We start from the raw sequence: 17773 nt of genomic DNA on the forward strand, positions 1-17773 counted from the left end.
CGGCGCACGCACGGAAAATCGGTTGCCCCGCGCCATCTGAACCGCCGACACTGTCCTGGCCTGCACAAACACTGTCGAGCGATCGCTTGGCAGGATATTTGCCAATACTGTCAAAACAGACACTGTTGGCGTGATGTATTCGAACGGATAGTTGCTGCCATGGACATTTTGGTGATCTTGGGGCCGGCCGTGATTGCCGGATTGATTGCGACGTATCAAAATCGCACGTCGCCGCGGGCGTCTTTCGACGCCGGATCTGGCATGAGCCGGGCCCGCACCGAGCTCGAACTCGACCTGCTCGATCGAGGCAGCAAGGGGCGCAATGTCGGCTGACGCGGTCTGGTGGGTCTGCGCGGTGGGCGCGATCCGCGGTGGACAAGATGCGCAAACGATCGAACACTGATCTTGTGGTCGAGTAACGATCGATGAGCGAGAGGGCCCAGAATGACAACTCCAGACATCAACCCGTCGGTGCCACCCAGCGGTTCCGGTTGCGTCGAATGCGACCAGACGGGTAGCTGGTGGTTCCACCTACGCCGGTGCGCAACGTGCGGTCACGTTGGCTGCTGCGATGATTCGCTGTCCCGGCACGCCTCACACCATGCCGCCGACACGGGTCATGCCGTCATCCAGTCGTTCGAACCTGGTGAGGATTGGTTCTGGAATTACGCCACCAATGACTACTACCGCGGCCCCGAACTCGCTCCGCCGCACGCGCACCCCGTCGATCAGGCAACTCCGGGTCCTAGTGATCGCGTGCCGGCCGACTGGATGAGCCGGCTTAAAAACCGGACCGACTGACCGGGTTTGGGCTCTCGTAAGGGCCCGGAACGGTGGCGGCACGATGTCTCGGGCCCGTAGCCTTCACATCACCATCGATGTGGAAGGGGCACCATGGCTTCGGAGTTCGACCTCCTGACCGAGAACGCTGCCGAACTGGATATCGACCTCGACCGCATCCCCGAAGTGACCCGCATCGACACCGATGTGGATGGCAACGTGGTCAGCAGCGTGCAGTGGACCGCCGAGTCCCCCCGCATCGTCTTCCTCCATGGTGGCGGACAGAACGCCCACACCTGGGACAGCGTGATCCTGGCACTGGGCCTGCCGGCGCTCGCCGTCGATCTGCCGGGGCACGGTCACTCCGGCTGGCGCGAAGACCACGACTACCGCCCGCAACCGAATGCTGTCGCCGTCGCTCCGGTCATCCGCGACCTCGCCCCCGACGCCGAACTGGTTGTCGGGATGTCGCTGGGCGGACTCACCACCATCGCGATCACCGCACTCGAGCCCCGCCTCATCCGACGGGCCCTGATCGTCGACGTGAGCCCCGAATCGCCAAAACGGGTTGAGCAACTGAGCGGAGCCGATCGAGGCACGGTCGCGCTGGTCAGCGGACCCGACACGTACGACAACCGCGACGAACTGATCGAGCTGACCGCCGCAGCCGCACCCGGACGCAGCAGGTCGTCGATCCGTCGCGGGGTCATCCACAACACCCGCGAACTCGACGACGGTCGTGTGCAGTGGCGCTACGACAAGATGCGCGAGAGCATCGAACCCGGGCCGCTCTGGGATGCCCTGTCGGCCAGCACCATTCCCCTCACCCTGGTCCGCGGCGGCGCGTCGGCCTTTGTCACGGACACCGATGCCGCCGAGATCGTCCGTCGACGGCCGGGCTCCGAAGTGATCTCGGTACCCGGAGCCGGGCACTCGGTGCAGAGCGACGCCCCATTGGAGTTGGCCGCAATCATCCGGTCGACGCTGGGCTTGTGATCGCAGGCCGTTTCCCAGAATTGCTTCGATGAACACAGCCCGAAGACTGCGGAACAGTTCGACGATCAAACCCTGAGCTGCGCGCTCGGTCGCGGGATACTCTTTGCGCACCCTGTTGTTTTCATGTGGATGTTCGTTCGATCACCATCGAGTCAAACTGCTTGTCTGGTGCCCAGGCACCGACGAAGGGAGCCACCCTTGACGGCCACCGTGACACCGGAAGCACCACCACGCGCGAAGGTTGTGCTGGGCACCCTGATACTCGTCGCCGGGGTGGCCAACATCAACTTGGCAGTCGCCAACGTCGCACTCCCCGACATCGGCAAAGCCTTCGACGCCGGTGCCACCGGACTGAACCTTGTCGCAGTGGGATATTCACTGGGATTGGCCGCCTCCGTGCTGTACTTCGGCGCACTCGGCGACCGGCACGGCCGCAAACGGATGCTCGTCTTCGGCATGTTGTTGTCGATCCCGGCCTCGTTGGTGGCCGGCTTCGCGCCGTCGATCGAGGTGCTGTTCGCTGCGCGTCTGGTGGGCGGAATCGCCGCCGGACTGGCGTTTCCGACCACGCTGGCGGTCATCACCGCACTCTGGTCGGGTCCGAGTCGCACTCGTGCGATCGCCGCGTGGTCGGCTCTGGGTGGCGCGATCTCCTCACTGGGGCCAATCGTTTCAGGTGCATTGCTCGAGGTGTTCAGCTGGCACTCGGTGTTCCTGGTGACCCTGCCGCTGGCCGTGGTGGCACTGGTGGCCGCGATATTCCTCGTACCGTCCGATTCCGGCGATGCGTCCGAGTCCGTGGACAACCTCGGCGGCGTGCTCTCCATCGTGTTCGTGGGCGCAATGATCCTGGCCCTCAACTTCATCCCGATGTCGGGCGCCGGAACGGCTGTGGGTGTACTGGCCGCGATCTCTCTGGCCGCCGGTATCGCGTTCTTCGTGCGGCAACGTCATGCCCCCACACCGTTGTTCGATCTCTCGATTGCCAGTCGCCGTACCTTCTGGGTGGCCGCCTTCGGTGGCGTGGTCGTGTTCGGCACGCTGATGGGTGTGATGTTCATCGGCCAGCAGTATCTGCAGAATGTGCTGGAGTACTCGACGTTGGAGGCCGGCACCACCATCGTTCCCGCCGCGATCGGAATGGTGCTCTTCGCGCCGTTGTCCGCCCGGATGGTCGAGGCGCGTGGTTCACGCATCACTCTGCTGGTGGGATTCGTGTTCATCCTCGCCGGTCTCGTTGCGGCGTTGACGATGTGGACCGAGGATGCGCACTACTGGCAGATCGCGGTGGCGTACGCGTTGGTCGGAATCGGGGTCGGCTTCGCCGGCACGCCGGCATCGCGGTCGCTGACCGGATCGGTGCCACGCTCGCGCGCAGGAATGGCGTCCAGCATGTCAGACCTGCAACGCGATCTCGGTGGGGCCATCATGCAGTCCATCCTGGGTGCAATCCTGACCGCCGGATACGCCCGCGACTTCACCAAGTCCATCTCGGATTCGCCCGACGCGTCCAAGGTCACCGACGAGACCGAAGCTGCTCTCACCAAATCGTTTTCGAGTGCTGAGGTGCTGGCCGAGCGTTATCCCGAGTACGGCAAAGAGGTCATCGCCGGCGCCCGCGATGCGTTTGTTCACGGCGACCACCTGGCCTACGCCGCGGCGATCGCCGTTGTGCTGGGCGGCGCCGTGGTGGTGTTCTTCGGCTATCCGAAGGTCGATGACGAACGCAGACTCATGAAAGAGTATGCGCGCGACGGGTCTTAGCTCTGCTTCTTGTTCCGCCAGATCCTCTCGAACGGCAGGCGCCAGGCGTGGGGCGCGATGAGTTGATGAATGGCGTTCGGTCCCCAGGAGCCCTGGTCGTAGCTGCGCACCGGCGGCGGGTTCTCGAGCAACGGCGCCGAGACCTCCCACAGACGCTCGATGCCTTCGGCTGTTGTGTAGAGCGTTCGATCGCCCTTCATCGCGTCGAGGATCAAACGCTCATACGCCTCGAGCACAAGTCCCACCTGATCGGTCTCCTGCATGGCGAACTGCAGACTCAGCTTGTCGAGTTTCATACCCGGTCCCGGTCGCTTGCCGTAGAACGACAGCGACACCTTGAACGCGTCGGCCAGATCGAACGTGAGGTGGTCCGGACCTTGCTGTCCCACACCAGAACCCGGCGGGAACATGCTCTTGGGTGGCTCGTGGAAGGCGATGGAGATGATGCGTTGGCCTTCGCCGAGGCTCTTGCCCGTGCGTAGGTAGAACGGCACGCCGGCCCAGCGCCAGTTGTCGATCTCGGCCTTCAGCGCCACAAACGTCTCGGTCTCGGATTCCGGCGCCACGCCGGGCTCGTCGCGGTAGCCGGCGTATTGACCGCGCACCACATTGCGTGGATCGAGGGGCCGCATGGATCGAAAGACCTTGTTCTTTTCTTCGCCGATCGGTCCCGGCGCCAGAGCGGTGGGTGGTTCCATCGCAACGAACGCCAGGATCTGGAAAAGGTGTGTCACCACCATGTCCCGGAACGCGCCTGTCGACTCATAAAAGTGGGAGCGGCCCTCCAGCGACAATTTCTCTGGCACATCGATCTGGATGTAGTCGATGAAGTTGCGGTTCCAGATCGGTTCGAACAATCCGTTGGCGAACCGGAAGGCCAAGATGTTCTGCGCCGACTCCTTGCCGAGGAAGTGGTCGATACGAAAGACCTGCTCTTCCTTGAACCATCGGTGAATGGAGGCGTTGAGTGCCACTGCACTCTCGTGGTCGGTACCGAAGGGCTTTTCCATGATGACGCGGGATCGCTTGACGAGATCGGCCGCGTGCAGCATCTCCAGCACTGCCATCGCCGCCTTCGGCGGAACACTGAGGTAGTGCAACATGCGCGCTTCGCTGCCGAGCGCATCGAGTTGCACGCGTACGCCGGCCGCGAGCGCCTCAGCCCCGTCGCCCTGCGGCACGTAGGTCAGGTGCTGGGCGAACTCGGCGGCAGCCTCAGGCGTGAACATCCTGCTGGAGAACTCACTGCAGGCCTTGATCGCGACTTCGCGGAACCCCTCGGTGTCGAAGTCGTCCAGCGATGTACCGACGATCCGCAACTCGGGTGCCAGCTTCGACAAGAACAGATGGAACAGCCCCGGCAACAGCTTTCGCCGGGCAAGGTCACCAGTGGCGCCGAACAGTACAACGACGTGGGGGGCGAGATCCCGCTTCTCTCTGCTGCCGCGGGCCTCGATCAGTTCGGTCACACCAGTGATGGTCCCACCTCGGGGGCATTTGGGCGCGCCAACTGTCAGTTGGGCCGGGGAACATCGAATTGAACGAACCGTGTGGTCTCGGCGGGCTCTAGTCCTCCAGATATCCGGTATCGGGGTCGATCGAGCTGAGAAAGTCTCGGATGGAGCTGCGGTAGTGACCGAGTGTGTCGACTCGTCGCGGCGGTCGTCGATTGGTTGCCTGGTCTGCCGGGACTTGGGCGGTGCCCAGCGCACCTTCCGAGAATCCGTAGCCGGGGTTGGGGCCGTTGTCCCAGTTGTAGTCGTGCCCGCCATCACGTTCCGTGATGGTGAAGGTCTGACCGTCGACCGTGAGGATGATCGGGAGTGGAGGGACGGTGTCGTCGGGAGCCGCAGGATCAATCTGAACAGGTGGGCCGGTGTTTGATGATGTGACGGTCTGCCGCACTTCGGAGGTGCTGGGAAACCCCGTGCGAGAATCGCTCGGTGTGCAGGCGGCAAGCATGCATGCGGCAACGGTGAGCGCGGCGACACCTGCTGTTCTCATGTGGTCCCCCTGATGACGTGGCTACGAGGAAGTATGCGGCACCGCCTCGCGGTGGCTGGGAACGAGCCCCCGCACAACCTATTTCACTGAACCCGCAGCCGCCTGGGACCACTGGTACGACCTGGCTCTACAGATCTCCGGCCCCACCGGTGGCCTAAACACCCTGCAATCCAACTGGTTACGTCGGCAACAGACGGCGGTCCACCGGGGCAGACGTAAACCCACTTTGGGCACGTGCTGCGGCTAGGCCCACGGCGGCATAGGTCGCGGTGAGAACGATCATGAGGGCGACAGGTCGGCGCGAACTCGGTTGTCGGAAAGCCTGACCAATGCCCGCGGTGGTGTCGCAGATGTCGATGGCAAGCGATAGCTTGGCCCACCGTGCCTGCTCGTGTGGAGTGGCGGTGAGGTAGCCGGTTCCCATAGCAACTGCTCGGGCGCCGTAGACGCGCGTCATGTATGACAGTTCGTCGCTGGGATTTACAACTCCGACGGCGGTGGCGAACGCTCGTGGCGCGACTAGTGACGTCACGCCGAGAATGATCCGCCCTGCGGCAAGGACTTTCATCATCAATGGCGCGTGCATGATTCCTCCTGCTGGTTCCGGTCTTTGACAAGGCTCACTGGTGTTCTCACGCGTTCGCAGGCCTGTGCACTGCACGCCATGCCTTCGTCTGGTTAAGCATGTGCGTGGTTGACGCCGACCGGCTTCGCAGATGTGTAGTTCCGTCAGTGGCGATGAGTGCAACGTCGCTGGGTAGTCGTCGAGCCAGACGACGTACCAATCGACTCGGACTCTGTCCGTTCATACCGGCGATGATGGTCGGACTTTGATACCGCTCGGCGGTGCTGAGCAGCACGCGGACGGGATCGCCGTGGAGGTAGAGCGCGGCCAGGGGCCGCAGACCGGCTACAAGTGCCACCTCCGTACTTCGGCGGAGGACTTCATCGACTGTTGCCCGGTCGGTGAGCAGGTATGCCTCGGCCTTCAAGGCATCGTGCAGCCGAGTCGGGCGCGGCGGTGGGGAGGGCGCTCTGATCGCGCACACGAGAATGACGTCCGCGGGCCCACCCGTCAATCGGCTTGCTGCTGTGATTGCTCGAATCGATGACTCTGAACCGTTGCAGCCGAGAACAATTGGCCCGTCCTGGCGGGTTGTCGTGTAGGCCACGAACTGGCCTCGATAGAAGTGGGACAGCATCTTGTCGGCCATGGCCAATCGCCTCACAGTGTCAGGGGTCCTGGGTTTGCGTGTAGCCCGAGGGGGCGCCGATGGTTGCCGTTGCCTCGCGGGCCGCCGTGCTGATTCGACTCTTACATAAGATTTCGAAGTACACAAGTAACAAATGGAAGTATGCACTTTTGTAACCACTGTTCTGGGGTACGGTGGTGGCCATGGTGCGACGTAGCTACGACCAGTTCTGTGGGCTTTCCCGTGCGCTCGATGTGGTCGGCGAGCGGTGGACGTTGCTGATCGTGCGCGAGCTGATGTCGGGGCCGAAGCGGTACTCCGACCTCTCGGACGTGCTGACCGGCATCGGCACCAGCTTGTTGGCGTCGCGACTCAAACAACTCGAGGTCGACGGGATTGTCCGGCGGCGGTATCTGAGCCCGCCTGCCGCTTCGACCGTCTATGAACTGACCGACCCCGGCCAAGAACTCGCTGACGCGATGGTGCCGTTGGCGTTGTGGGGGGGCTCGACATCACACCAGCGAAGATCCAAAGTCCGATGAGAGTTTTCACGCCGAGTGGTCACTGCTGTTCCTCGCGCGCATGCTCGACAAGGAATCACTTCGAGGAGTGACTGCGAAGTTCGAGTTCAACGTGGGCAATAGCGTTGCGACACTACAACTTCAAGATGGGTTCCCCCGCGTCCAAGCGGGGTCGCCCGAAACGCCCGCAGACGCGGTCATTTGGACGGAGCCGCCGACAATGGCTGCCATCGCCGGCAATCGGATGACCGTGACCGAGGCCATCGAAAACGGACTCGTCAAGATTGATGGCGACCCCGACGCTTTGAAATCGCTCCTCGAGATGCTGGAGGCCAGCCTCGCGCAAAGGTCGGGCGCCTGATCGGATCCGTCAGGCGCTGTCAATCGCATCGGGCACGTAGACCCCACGCCCACGGAAGTGCGCCGCGCACCTGCCCGAACATGGGCGTGACGCACCTGCGCGGGCGCCGCAGAATTTAGACAGTCGGCGACGGTACTAAATCAATTAGGCGCCTGGATTCAGCAGCAGGTCGTCGGGGCGGCATCTGAGACGTCTCGACTCAGGATCGGGCCTGCAACATCCTCTCGACTGCGGTGACCACAGCCTGCCGGTGAGCATCAACTCCATCTCCATCAGTCTCGTATTCGTCAAGTCCGGTAAGCCCTTTGGGCGACAGCTGCCAGGCTTGCGCGATGGCGTAGATGAAGACCAGCACGTCGACGGCCGACAATGGTTGGGCCGCGTCCGTCGCGACGGCGAGTGCCTTGTCCCGATAAATCTCGCTGGGCTCAGCAGTTGCTTCTGGCCGCTCGAGCTGAGCCCACATGCTAAGCCGAAGCACTTCGGGGAAACGCTGATGATGGTCGAACACGTCACCGGCCCAACCGGCAAGGTCTTCAGGGCGCGGCGGGACGTTCTCGGCCATCCGACGTAGCGCCGCCGCCAGGGTCGCGTCGAACAAGCCGCTTTTGCCGCCGTAGTACGCGTAGATCATCCGAACGTTGCTCTGCGCTTTGGCAGCGATCCGCTCTACCCGCCCACCCGCAAATCCGTGCGCAGAGAACTCGTCGGTTGCCGCAGCGAGGATCCGTTCCTTGGTCGCCTCGGCGTCGCGGGCCATGGTTGACTCCCTGCTTCGTGTTGACGGGCATTCCAACACGATCTACCTTACAAGTAAGTATTCATTTACTTATCTGACTGGAGAAGCCATGACCCATATCGCCCTCGTGACCGGCGCCAACCGTGGACTCGGACGAGCGACCGCGCTCGCTCTGGCCCGAAACAAGATCAGAGTTGTCGCGGCCTCGCGGGGCGGTGGCAGCGAGGTCGTGGATGAGATAGTCGAGTTGGGCGGCGAAGCCATCGCAGTTCACCTGGATGTCGCGGACCTCGCCTCCATCGAGGCGGCACGTGTCGCTGTGCTCGCCGGCATCGAGCGCGAGTGGAGCGCCAGCACCATCGACGTACTTATCAACAACGCCGGGGTGGGCCTGTTCGCGCCGCTTGGCGCCATTACGGCCGATGACTTCGACGCCACCTTTGCCGTCAACGTCCGCGGTCCGCTTTTTGTCACCCAGGCTTTCCTGCCACACCTGTCGGAAGGGGCAAGCATCGTGAACGTATCGAGTTCGCTCAGCCGGCACGTCAGCCCGGCAACCTCCGTCTACGCGGCATCAAAGAAGGCCCTCGAAGCTCTTACCCGCAGCCTCGCTGCCGAACTCGGCCCTCGGGGCATCCGGATCAACTCGATCGCGCCCGGCCCCACCGCAACCGACTTCAACGGCGGAGCCATGCGCGACGACGAAGCGATGCGCGCGGGATTGTCCGGACAAACCGCGCTCGGGCGAGTGGGCGACCCAGCTGAGATCGCCGACGCGATCTCAGCCCTGGTGTCCCGCGAGTTCCGCTGGGCGACAGGCGAACGCATCGAAGTATCCGGCGGTGTGTTGCTGTGACCGGACCGCGGGCCCTCTAGCTCGTCGATCGATTCATACGACGAGTGTGTTCTGCCGACGCCAAATCGCCCAACGACCCTCGCGACGGACAAAGACATACAACGCGTTCATCTCCGGGGGCCTGCCGTCGCGCGCGTCCTCCGAGGTGGACCACGCGTTCTTGCGAGCGACGATGACGTCTTGGGCCAGCAGCGTGACATCGACCAATTCGTAGTAAGCGGTCGCGTCTCTCAGAAACCCCGTCGACAGGCCATCTTTCGTGGATTCCTCGATTGCCCGGCGCCCTTCGAGGACCACCCCACGGGCGTTCACGACGACCGCGTCGTCGGCAAGGTGCGAGTTCATCTGAACAGGGTCGTTGTTGGTGAACCCCTCTTGAACATCGATGATGATCCTTCGGATTGCGTTGAGATCAGCGGTCTCTGGCGCCACGATGCGGTTTGATTGTTGAGTCATGACACGACACTAGGACTTCAAGTGAGCATGAAGTCAAGACTGTGTTCACGCGCAGACGTTGTACGGGGTGGGACAGCGCTCGACCGTTGTCAGTTGGCAGACGCCCAGGATCTACTGCGCTTCCGCTGGCACGTCGGCAGATTCGACCTCAACGACCACACCTGCAACCGCGGTCAAAGACGCAAACACCTTCGCATAGCGAGCAACAGCTTCGGCGATGAACTCGTCGAGTCGGGGCAGATCGTCGATCACGAAGTACAACCCGCGGCCCGGCACCACTGCACCCAGTTCGGCGAGCAGCGGCAACAGTGTGGTCTGGGGAGCGAGCGAATGCGTGAGATCGCCGCCGGTGAAGACCGGGATCGCGACCACTCCCTGCAGCCCATCGGTTCCGTAGCGGTCGAGGAACGCTTTGAGCAGACCCGTATAGGACGCCTTGTAAGTGGGCGTCGCAAAGATCACCAGGTCGCTGTCGGCGACAGCGGTGGTCACCGCCTTCAGTCGCTCCGACGACCACTCGAACAATTCAGATGCGTAGTCGGCGAGCTCGATCACCTCGAGGTCATAGTTTCCTGGAGTCAGCAGGGCCGGTACCAGCGCCTCCGCCACAGTGCGGGTCCGCGACTGCGGTTTGGGGTTTCCGACGACTACAGAGACTTTCATGTGACTCACTCCAGACATGACGGTGCCGGTCGGGATCGACCGCCGGTGACCTTACGATACGAACGGCCGGTTGCCACGGGTTTGTCTCAGCAAGAGTTTTGTTCTGGCGCGTCGAGCGAGAACTGTTGCTGCCTCAAAACTGCCGTGTGCGAGAACACCGAGGGAACATTGCCCTCGGGAGGCCGCTATTCGACAGTTTTCAGTCGAACCTCAGAACCCTTGACTTCACCCGTACTTGAAGTTGGACCATTCTTGTCATGAGCACACTTCCGGCACCCACGGTCACGAACTCATCCGGCCTCGACATCGACGCCTACTTTCGGCGCATCCATCACACCGGACCGTCGAGACCGACGATCGAAACCCTGCACGCGCTGGTGGCAGCGCACACCCGGACCATCCCGTTCGAGAACATCGACCCCCTGCTCGGTGTGCCCGTCGCCGACCTCAGCGCCGCGGCGATGACCGACAAGTTGGTCCACCGGGGGCGCGGGGGATACTGCTATGAACACAACGGCCTGATGCGATACGTACTGTTGGAGTTGGGCTTTGAGGTTGACGCATTGACCGGGCGCGTGGTGTGGATGCAGGCCGACGACCACTTACCGGCGCGGACTCACCAGGTCTGCGCAGTCACCATTCCCGGTGTCGCCGGCAAGTACCTCGTCGACGTCGGCTTCGGGGGCCAGACGTTGTCATCGCCCGTCGAAATGATCACCGACGAAGTGCAGTCGACTCGTCACGAGCCCTACCGGATCCGGCGGCGCGATCAGGAGTTGGTGCTCGAAGCGCTGATACGCGACCAATGGCAGCCGCTGTACCGGTTCACCGAGGACCCGCAGCCGCAGGTCGATCTGGAAGTCGGGAGCTGGTACGTCTCGACACATCCGGAGTCGGTCTTCGTGGTCGGATTGAGTGCGGCCAGGGTCACCGACGACGCGCGGTGGAATCTGCGCGGCCGCAACTTGGCGGTACACGGACGCGATGGCTCGTCGACCCGTACCCGTCTCGAATCGGCTGACGAGGTGATCGAGGTGCTGCAACGCGACTTCGGGATCAACCTCGACGGCGTGAACGGCCTCCGAAACCGGGTCGAGGAAGTTCTGGACACCTAGTCACAAGTCAAGTGCCACAGCGGTATCGAGCGCCACCTCGATGCTGCGCATCCAACCGTCCTTGAGCGCCGAGTCCTTCTTGTCATACACACTCACGCCATCGAGGAGGTTGCTCGAGCAGGCGCAGACCATCCCCGCACGCAGACCACGCAACTTCGCCACCACGAACAGTGCAGAGCTCTCCATCTCCACGTTGAGAATCCCCATCGCGGTCAGCTGCGCTATCCACTCGGGGCCCTCGGCGTAGAAGGCGTCGTCGGTGGCGTTGATACCCGAATAGACGCCGAATCCGCCCCGCTGCTCCCTCATCGATTCGGCGGTGCGACGCAGTTCGCCGGCAATCCCGATGTCGGGCACCGCCGGAAACCCCGGGTGCACGTAGGCGGCGGTGGTTCCGTCGTTACGGAGTGAACCTTCACTGACAAGAAGGTCACCCGGCTCGATACCCGGCTGCAGTGCAGCCGAGCTACCCACGCGGATCATGGATGTGACGCCCACGCGGGCGAGTTCCTCCACCGCGATCGCGGTGGAAGGGCAACCCATTCCAGTGGAGGTCGCGGTGATCATCTTCCCGCGATACATGCCCGTCATGGTCCGATGTTCGCGGTTGTGTGCGACCTCGGTGACGTCGGTGAGGAACTCCGCCACAAACGGCACCCGAAATGGATCCCCTGGCAGCAGCGCCACGCTTCCGACCTCGCCGGGCGCTATCCCGATGTGGTACTGCCGGGCACCACGCCCCGCGGCAGCCTTGTCGACGATCTGCTCTGACACGATTTTCCATCCCGTCCTCAGGAGCGTTCACGCTCCCACAGGGCACGGGGCCTCGCCACTCGAAGCGGGCTCGACAGTTCATCCGGCGGATGAATCCACTAGCGATCGCGAAACCCGAAACAAAGGGCGCTAGCGTAAGGGAATGCCCGCTCCCGAAACGCTCGCCGGCCGCTATGAACTACGCGGTCTGCTCGGCCACGGCGGCATGGGTGACGTGTACGACGGGTGGGATCTGCGACTCGGACGTCCGGTGGCGGTGAAAGTGCTGCGCTCAGATCTGGCCGCGGCCGCCGATATCCGGCTGCGATTCGAAAGCGAAGCCCGTACCGCTGCCACCATCAATCATCCCAATGTGGTGGCCGTGTACGACAGCGGCGAGGACGGTGGTCGCCCGTTCATCGTCATGGAGCGACTACCGGGACGCACCCTCGCCGACGAGATCGCCGAGGCTCCCGTAAGCCCGGACCGGGTCCGGGTGGTGCTCGCCGACGTGCTGTCCGCGCTCGGCGCCGCGCACGCAGCCGGAGTCCTGCACCGCGACATCAAGCCCGGAAATGTGCTGTTCAGTACGGCGGGCGCTGTGAAGGTCACCGACTTCGGCATCGCGAAAACCGCTGAGTCGAACCAGACCGCGACCGGTGAAGTGCTGGGAACAGTGGCCTACCTGAGTCCTGATCGGATCGAGGGCAAACCGGCCGGTGTCACCGACGATCTGTACGCGGTCGGCGTCATGGGCTACGAGATGGTCGCCGGGTTCCGTCCGTTCGCCGGCGACAACATCTTGTCGGTGGCGCGGGCCATCCTGCAGCACGACGCGACTCCGCTTCGCACGCTGTCGCCCTCTGCCGATCCGATGCTGGTCGGGACGATCGAACGTGCGATGGCACCTGACCCTGTTGCGCGTTTCCCCGATGCCGAGAGCATGCGGCGAGCACTGCTGGTTCAGCCGATGCATCCCCCCGCTGCGCCCCCGGTGCCCGCGGCCGTTCCGCCTGCGACCCGGGCATTCACCTCGCCCATCCCGCCGTCTGCTGCCTACGCAGCACAAGCGGCTCCCGCACCTGCGTCGCGGTCACGACGGCCACTTATGGCAGCGGGGCTCGTCGCCGCCGCGATCGTCGCCGTGGTGGCCGGGATTCTGGCCGTGTCACTCGGGTCCGATTCCTCCGATGCCCCGGCGACCACACCGAGCACCACCAGCGCCTCCACCTCGAGCGTCCCGCAACTCGCGCCAGCACCGGTGACCACGGCGACGGTGCCCACCACCTCGACCACCGCAGCCGCACCTGCACCGACAGAGCCGGCTCCCCCTGTCGTCGAGGTGCCCGCCGACACCGGAAACGACAAGCAGAAAGAGAAGGAGAAGGAGAAGGAGAACAAACCGGGCAACGGCAACGGGAACGGCGAGAAGAAGAACGACAACTGAACTCAGCGTCACGGCACGATTGCGCGAGCCCGCCTCTGCGCCTCATCCGCCGGACCGGGCTCGATCGCGGTATAACCCAACTACCGCAATGGAGAGAAAGAGGCAGCCATGTCGCTGGAAGTACTCGGTATCAGTTTCGATGCGCAGAACGCGGCGGCTCTTGCCGGCTTCTGGTCGCGCGTACTCGAACGCGACCTGGGCGACGACGCCACGGAGGAATTCGCCTCGATCGCGCCGAGCAAAGGTGATTCGGGCCCCCTGCTCATGTTCCACAAGGTTCCCGAAGGGAAGACGGTCAAGAACCGGGTGCACTTCGACCTCAAATCGGACGACGTACATGCCGAGACCCGCCGCCTGATCGCGCTGGGGGCGCGTGAGCTGCGCTCATTCGGCGAGAACAACAATCAGTGGGTCAGCTTTGCCGATCCCGAAGGCAACGAGTTCGACCTCGTCCCCGCCTGATCGCGCCTCATTGGTCGATACCCGACCGCTGCATGTCCGCGCCTGTCTTGCGGAGCAGCGTTAGTTCAGCGTCCAGGGCCAGCCAAGTCTGCCTCTGAGATCTCCGCCTCAAAGCGATGGGTCAGGAAAGGACGAAACAAGTCGAGGTGCCCGGGAGAGGCACGGCGGCTCCGGGGTCGATTCGGTCCCGGGATAGTCACCGGGTGATGGTGTAGCGCTAGAACCCGAGGATCCAGCCGATGAACGCGAGTGCAGCCAAGACGTAGATTTCCACTGAGCCCATGACTTTTCCTTTGTACGGAGACTTTGATCGAGCGGAGTTGTCGAAGCTCGGACTCTCGTGGGTCTCGGGATCATCTGAGCCGATACAACTTTGACACGTGACGACGTGTCTGTCACTTTTTTCGGCTAACCAACTTGATGAACATCAGGAAACACATCGCGCCCCATTCGAGCAATCACTTTTCTGCACGACGTTGACCGCGGCAACCACTGCTGCCGCGAGTATCCAGCGAAGCGTGAAGGCCATAGCGACGGCATACCCGAGGAACAAAGTCGACCCGAGCGCAGGCGCGACCTAGACATGCCCATGAGCAACGGCAGAATCAAAACGGCGGGCCGTCCACCTGGTCGGTCGAGCCGCCCCGGCGGCTCTGGGTCATGGCGTCAGTTGCCAGCGCAGGACAGTTACGGCGCCTTCCTCGTCGTAAAATGTATTGCAGTACAACGCCTTCCCACAGGTGAACGCCGGCCGTAGGAACTAAGCCGCCGGCGCCTTACGCGCATCACCCGATCGCGATAGCAGTGGATCTGGCGCAGAGCGCCGTTCGTCAGTGTCGAAGCCGATTAGACCAGCGATGGACTGGGTCACTCCAGCGCCTCAGACGGGATCTGCTTGATGCGTCTGACGCGGCGTTGTTGTACGTGTGGTGTGTCGATCGATAGACCGAGCGGAGTTGTCGCGGAGGACCAGTTGCTGCGCGGCCGTCTCTACCCGCTCGGGCGGAAAGTCCACCGCCGCAGCGTAAATGCGGCTGGCATGTCTACCCTGGTGACGGGGGTAGCGTCCTGCGCTAAAGCTGATTAGCGCAGTCGCAGTGGGCGGCTTCGAGTAGCGATGCCCCCAGGTCGGGTAGCCGTTTGTACTGGAAGCGGGTTTGAACTCCGGTGAGGCTCAGTGCCCATCCTGGACGGTCGTGGCTGTCGAACACCACCGCTCCTACTCCCCAGCTACCTTCGACGATGAGGACCCACCCTGATCCCCGGCTACCTGACCTCCGAGGGTAAGTTCTGGAACGCCGGCTACCCAGAGGAGACCCACGCCGACGAGGGCGACGATCAGCACATGCTGGCCGACTTCAGCCCGTGGGGCGGCGCTCCGGAAATCGCAGTGACCGGCTTCAGCGCCAAGTCGCCGTCGATGAAGTTTGCCGGTGAGCGCGGATTCCGTCCGGTGTCTATCTTCTCGGGCCTCGATGCGCTCAAGACGCACTGGGAAACCTATTCGACGGCAGCGGAAGCCAATGGCCACGTTGCAGACCGTTCCCGCTACCACGTGTCGCAGACCGTGTTCGTCGCCGACACCGACAAAGAAGCGAAGCGGCTCGTGATGGAAGGCCCGATCGGCTACTGCTTCGAGCGCTACCTCATCCCGATCTGGTGGCGTTTCGGAATGATGGACGGGTTCATCAAGGATGCCGGCGCGACCAAGGCCGACGTCAACTTGGAGTGGATCGTCGACAACGTGTTCTGTGTCGGTTCACCGGACACTGTGGTCGAGAAGATCAACACGCTGTTCGAGGCGAGCGGAGGGTGGGCACCCTCCAGGTGGAGTCTCACGACTATTCCGAGGATCCGTCGCCCTGGTACCAGTCCCTGGAAATGATCGCCAAGGAAGTTGCCCCGCGAATCTCCCTGCCGGCCAAAGTCTATGTTTAAGTAGCCGACACTGAGAACTGGGAGACGACATGACTGAGCGGTTGCAGGGCAAAGTTGCGCTGATCACTGGTGCTGCGAGAGGTATGGGCGAGTCGCACGCAAAGACCTTCATCAAGCATGGTGCATGAGTTGTGCTGGCTGACATCTCGGACGATACCGGCGAGAGACTCGCTCAAGAACTCGGCGAGAATGCCGTCTTCGTGCATCACGACGTGACCGACCTCGACTCCTGGGCCAACGTCGTCCAGGTGGGGGTGGCAGCGTTCGGTGAAATCAATGTGCTCGTGAACAATGCGGGAGTCCTCGGGCCTTTGGCCACAACCGCTGATCTGACCGAGCAGGACTACCGCAAGGTGTGTCAGATCAATCAAGAGGGGTGTTCTTCGGTATGAAGTCTGTCCTACCGTCTGTGGAGCGGGCCGGCATTGGCTCGATCGTCAACATCTCCTCGATCGCAGGAATGGCGGCCAACTACGGGTTCCCAAGCCTGGCATACGTCGCCAGCAAGTTCGCGGTGAGGGGAATGACCAAAGCCACCGCCATCGAATACGGCGCGAAGAACATTCGAGTCAACTCGGTGCATCCCGGCTTCATTCAGACCCCGATGATGGTCGAGGCGACCAACGAAGAGGGGGGTGATGCGCTGGCGGAGATCCCGCTCGGACGCATCGCTGACCCGAGTGAGGTTTCAAACCTCGTCCTCTTCCTGGCGTCGGACGAATCGTCGTACATCACCGGTTCGGAACATCTCGTCGATGCCGGAATGCTCGCGCATTAGGTAGCAGAGACGAGATTCACCGGGGTGAGGCATCAGTGCTCACCCCGGTGAATTGCTTTGAACTGAAGGTGGATCAAAAAGTCCTGGCACCCGAAGCCATGTTGGCCATAGGTGGTAGCGGTGTGGAAGCAGACCAAACCAATGCCCGTCCAGGCTCGGCGACACCGCGCGCCGTGGTGCCGTCGATCGCCGCCGCAGACCACGTCTGGCCTGGGGCGATCGGAGTCCCAGTCGTCATTACAAGCCGCTACCCTAATCGCGGCGCAAGGCATCACTGCGGCAACGGGTTTAATGTTCTACGGGCGCCGGCGCTCCCCCATCAGGTCCGCGCAGCAGGACTTCGCCGGTGGTGTGCCATCGTCGTGGCGCGAGCCCATTCCGCTGGTCAGCGAGCCCCTCGTCGAGGTCCGACGAATTGTCGTCGAGGATGCGTTTGACCGGACCGGACTCGATATGTGAATAGGGTTGTCCGCCATGCCGCGACAGTACGACAACTCGCTGCCGCAACCTGCCTTCGTCGACGGCGTCCTCGAATGCGGCAAGGTCGTGCGGACCGAGATCGGGTGTCGCCTCGGTGAACCCGGTGACGCCGAATGCGGCCAGCCGGGCACTGAGCGGCGCAAAGTCCATGGGTTCGCCGGCTGTTACCGAGGCGAACTGTGCGTCTTGCCGAAAAAAGCGGCCGGTGGGGTGGTCCGGCTGGTTCAGTGCGACCAGGCCCAGGGTGTTCACCATCCACAAGGCGCCGCTGCGGTGTTGGATCCGCAACGGGGCGTGGTCGAACAACTCGTCGAGACGATGGCGGTCCGACTCTCCCGCGACACTGTCGCGATAGCCGACCGCACGAACCCAGCCGTCCGCGTGCGGTGCGCTCTGATCGAGCGACGCTTTCAACTGTGTTGCTGTGTTGACATGTGGCGGACCGACTTTCACTGACTGAAATGCTG

Annotated in this window: 20 protein-coding genes and 1 pseudogene; 12 read left to right on the forward strand and 9 right to left on the reverse strand. The window is 62.9% G+C overall.

The window, feature by feature from the left end; all coding sequences use genetic code 11:
• The first annotated feature begins 159 nt into the window (after positions 1 to 159).
• The 4 genes from ACVWY6_RS14650 to ACVWY6_RS14665 all read left to right on the forward strand — a co-directional run bounded on the left by ACVWY6_RS14650 (position 160) and on the right by ACVWY6_RS14665 (position 3540).
• Positions 160 to 333: a hypothetical protein gene (locus ACVWY6_RS14650; RefSeq protein ID WP_023954511.1), complete on the forward strand. Its 174-nt coding sequence runs from the start codon at positions 160 to 162 to the stop codon at positions 331 to 333.
• A 111-nt stretch (positions 334 to 444) separates the two neighbouring features.
• Positions 445 to 801 (forward strand): UBP-type zinc finger domain-containing protein, encoded by a 357-nt coding sequence (locus ACVWY6_RS14655; protein ID WP_023954512.1) that lies wholly within the window; start codon positions 445 to 447, stop codon positions 799 to 801.
• A 93-nt stretch (positions 802 to 894) separates the two neighbouring features.
• Entirely contained in the window at positions 895 to 1776 is an 882-nt protein-coding gene (locus ACVWY6_RS14660) for an alpha/beta fold hydrolase (protein ID WP_457538984.1), read from the forward strand.
• Between the two features lie 198 nt (positions 1777 to 1974).
• Positions 1975 to 3540 carry an MFS transporter gene (locus ACVWY6_RS14665; protein ID WP_457538985.1) on the forward strand — a complete coding sequence of 522 codons (1566 nt, stop codon included), beginning with the start codon at positions 1975 to 1977 and terminating at the stop codon, positions 3538 to 3540.
• On the opposite strand, the gene zwf is transcribed toward ACVWY6_RS14665, so the two are convergent.
• The 4 genes from zwf to ACVWY6_RS14685 all read right to left on the reverse strand — a co-directional run bounded on the left by zwf (position 3537) and on the right by ACVWY6_RS14685 (position 6758).
• Positions 3537 to 5009, reverse strand: a complete 1473-nt coding sequence (zwf, locus tag ACVWY6_RS14670) for a glucose-6-phosphate dehydrogenase (RefSeq protein WP_457538987.1) — start codon at positions 5007 to 5009, stop codon at positions 3537 to 3539. The genes ACVWY6_RS14665 and zwf overlap by 4 nt on opposite strands.
• Positions 5010 to 5106: 97 nt before the next feature.
• On the reverse strand, positions 5107 to 5544 hold the full coding sequence (locus ACVWY6_RS14675; RefSeq protein ID WP_457538989.1) for a hypothetical protein: 438 nt from the start codon (positions 5542 to 5544) through the stop codon (positions 5107 to 5109).
• Positions 5545 to 5722: 178 nt separating this feature from the next.
• Positions 5723 to 6130, reverse strand: coding sequence for a hypothetical protein (locus ACVWY6_RS14680; RefSeq protein ID WP_457538991.1), 408 nt, complete (start codon positions 6128 to 6130; stop codon positions 5723 to 5725).
• 46 nt (positions 6131 to 6176) lie between these two features.
• On the reverse strand, positions 6177 to 6758 hold the full coding sequence (locus tag ACVWY6_RS14685) for a universal stress protein (protein WP_457538993.1): 582 nt from the start codon (positions 6756 to 6758) through the stop codon (positions 6177 to 6179).
• Positions 6759 to 6940: 182 nt separating this feature from the next.
• Here ACVWY6_RS14685 and ACVWY6_RS14690 point away from each other — a divergent pair, with 182 nt between their 5' ends.
• Both ACVWY6_RS14690 and ACVWY6_RS14695 read left to right on the forward strand, forming a co-directional pair.
• Positions 6941 to 7279 (forward strand): winged helix-turn-helix transcriptional regulator, encoded by a 339-nt coding sequence (locus ACVWY6_RS14690; protein WP_457538995.1) that lies wholly within the window; start codon positions 6941 to 6943, stop codon positions 7277 to 7279.
• A gap of 40 nt (positions 7280 to 7319) precedes the next feature.
• Positions 7320 to 7619, forward strand: a complete 300-nt coding sequence (locus ACVWY6_RS14695; RefSeq protein ID WP_457538996.1) for an alkyl sulfatase C-terminal domain-containing protein — start codon at positions 7320 to 7322, stop codon at positions 7617 to 7619.
• 199 nt (positions 7620 to 7818) lie between these two features.
• Here ACVWY6_RS14695 and ACVWY6_RS14700 read toward each other — a convergent pair whose 3' ends face one another.
• On the reverse strand, positions 7819 to 8379 hold the full coding sequence (locus tag ACVWY6_RS14700) for a TetR family transcriptional regulator (protein WP_457538998.1): 561 nt from the start codon (positions 8377 to 8379) through the stop codon (positions 7819 to 7821).
• 88 nt (positions 8380 to 8467) lie between these two features.
• Here ACVWY6_RS14700 and ACVWY6_RS14705 point away from each other — a divergent pair, with 88 nt between their 5' ends.
• The gene (locus ACVWY6_RS14705) at positions 8468 to 9214 is read left to right on the forward strand and encodes an SDR family NAD(P)-dependent oxidoreductase (protein WP_457539000.1); all 747 of its coding nucleotides are present in this window, start codon (positions 8468 to 8470) and stop codon (positions 9212 to 9214) included.
• Between the two features lie 33 nt (positions 9215 to 9247).
• Here the strand turns inward: ACVWY6_RS14705 and ACVWY6_RS14710 are convergent, their stop codons facing one another.
• Positions 9248 to 9670, reverse strand: coding sequence for an SgcJ/EcaC family oxidoreductase (locus ACVWY6_RS14710; protein ID WP_457539001.1), 423 nt, complete (start codon positions 9668 to 9670; stop codon positions 9248 to 9250).
• Positions 9671 to 9781: 111 nt separating this feature from the next.
• Complete coding sequence (locus ACVWY6_RS14715; protein WP_457539003.1) at positions 9782 to 10333, reverse strand: NADPH-dependent FMN reductase; 552 nt, start codon at positions 10331 to 10333, stop codon at positions 9782 to 9784.
• A 257-nt stretch (positions 10334 to 10590) separates the two neighbouring features.
• On the opposite strand from ACVWY6_RS14715, the gene ACVWY6_RS14720 reads away from it, so the two are divergent.
• Entirely contained in the window at positions 10591 to 11448 is an 858-nt protein-coding gene (locus tag ACVWY6_RS14720) for an arylamine N-acetyltransferase family protein (protein ID WP_457539005.1), read from the forward strand.
• On the opposite strand, the gene ACVWY6_RS14725 is transcribed toward ACVWY6_RS14720, so the two are convergent.
• Positions 11449 to 12222: a nucleoside phosphorylase gene (locus tag ACVWY6_RS14725; protein ID WP_457539006.1), complete on the reverse strand. Its 774-nt coding sequence runs from the start codon at positions 12220 to 12222 to the stop codon at positions 11449 to 11451.
• Between the two features lie 142 nt (positions 12223 to 12364).
• On the opposite strand from ACVWY6_RS14725, the gene ACVWY6_RS14730 reads away from it, so the two are divergent.
• The 4 genes and pseudogenes from ACVWY6_RS14730 (at position 12365) to ACVWY6_RS14745 (ending at position 16826) form a co-directional block, all read left to right on the forward strand.
• The gene (locus ACVWY6_RS14730) at positions 12365 to 13648 is read left to right on the forward strand and encodes a serine/threonine-protein kinase (protein WP_457539008.1); all 1284 of its coding nucleotides are present in this window, start codon (positions 12365 to 12367) and stop codon (positions 13646 to 13648) included.
• A 108-nt stretch (positions 13649 to 13756) separates the two neighbouring features.
• Positions 13757 to 14110 carry a VOC family protein gene (locus tag ACVWY6_RS14735; protein ID WP_457539010.1) on the forward strand — a complete coding sequence of 118 codons (354 nt, stop codon included), beginning with the start codon at positions 13757 to 13759 and terminating at the stop codon, positions 14108 to 14110.
• Between the two features lie 1345 nt (positions 14111 to 15455).
• A complete protein-coding gene (locus ACVWY6_RS14740; protein ID WP_457539012.1) occupies positions 15456 to 15995 on the forward strand; it encodes an LLM class flavin-dependent oxidoreductase in 540 nt (179 codons plus the stop codon).
• Between the two features lie 82 nt (positions 15996 to 16077).
• Positions 16078 to 16826 (forward strand): annotated as a pseudogene (locus ACVWY6_RS14745) (glucose 1-dehydrogenase).
• Positions 16827 to 17114: 288 nt separating this feature from the next.
• On the opposite strand, the gene ACVWY6_RS14750 reads toward ACVWY6_RS14745, so the two are convergent.
• Positions 17115 to 17759 carry a hypothetical protein gene (locus tag ACVWY6_RS14750; RefSeq protein WP_457539014.1) on the reverse strand — a complete coding sequence of 215 codons (645 nt, stop codon included), beginning with the start codon at positions 17757 to 17759 and terminating at the stop codon, positions 17115 to 17117.
• Positions 17760 to 17773 lie beyond the last annotated feature (14 nt).

The sequence above is a fragment of the Williamsia sp. R60 genome (genome assembly GCF_054063855.1).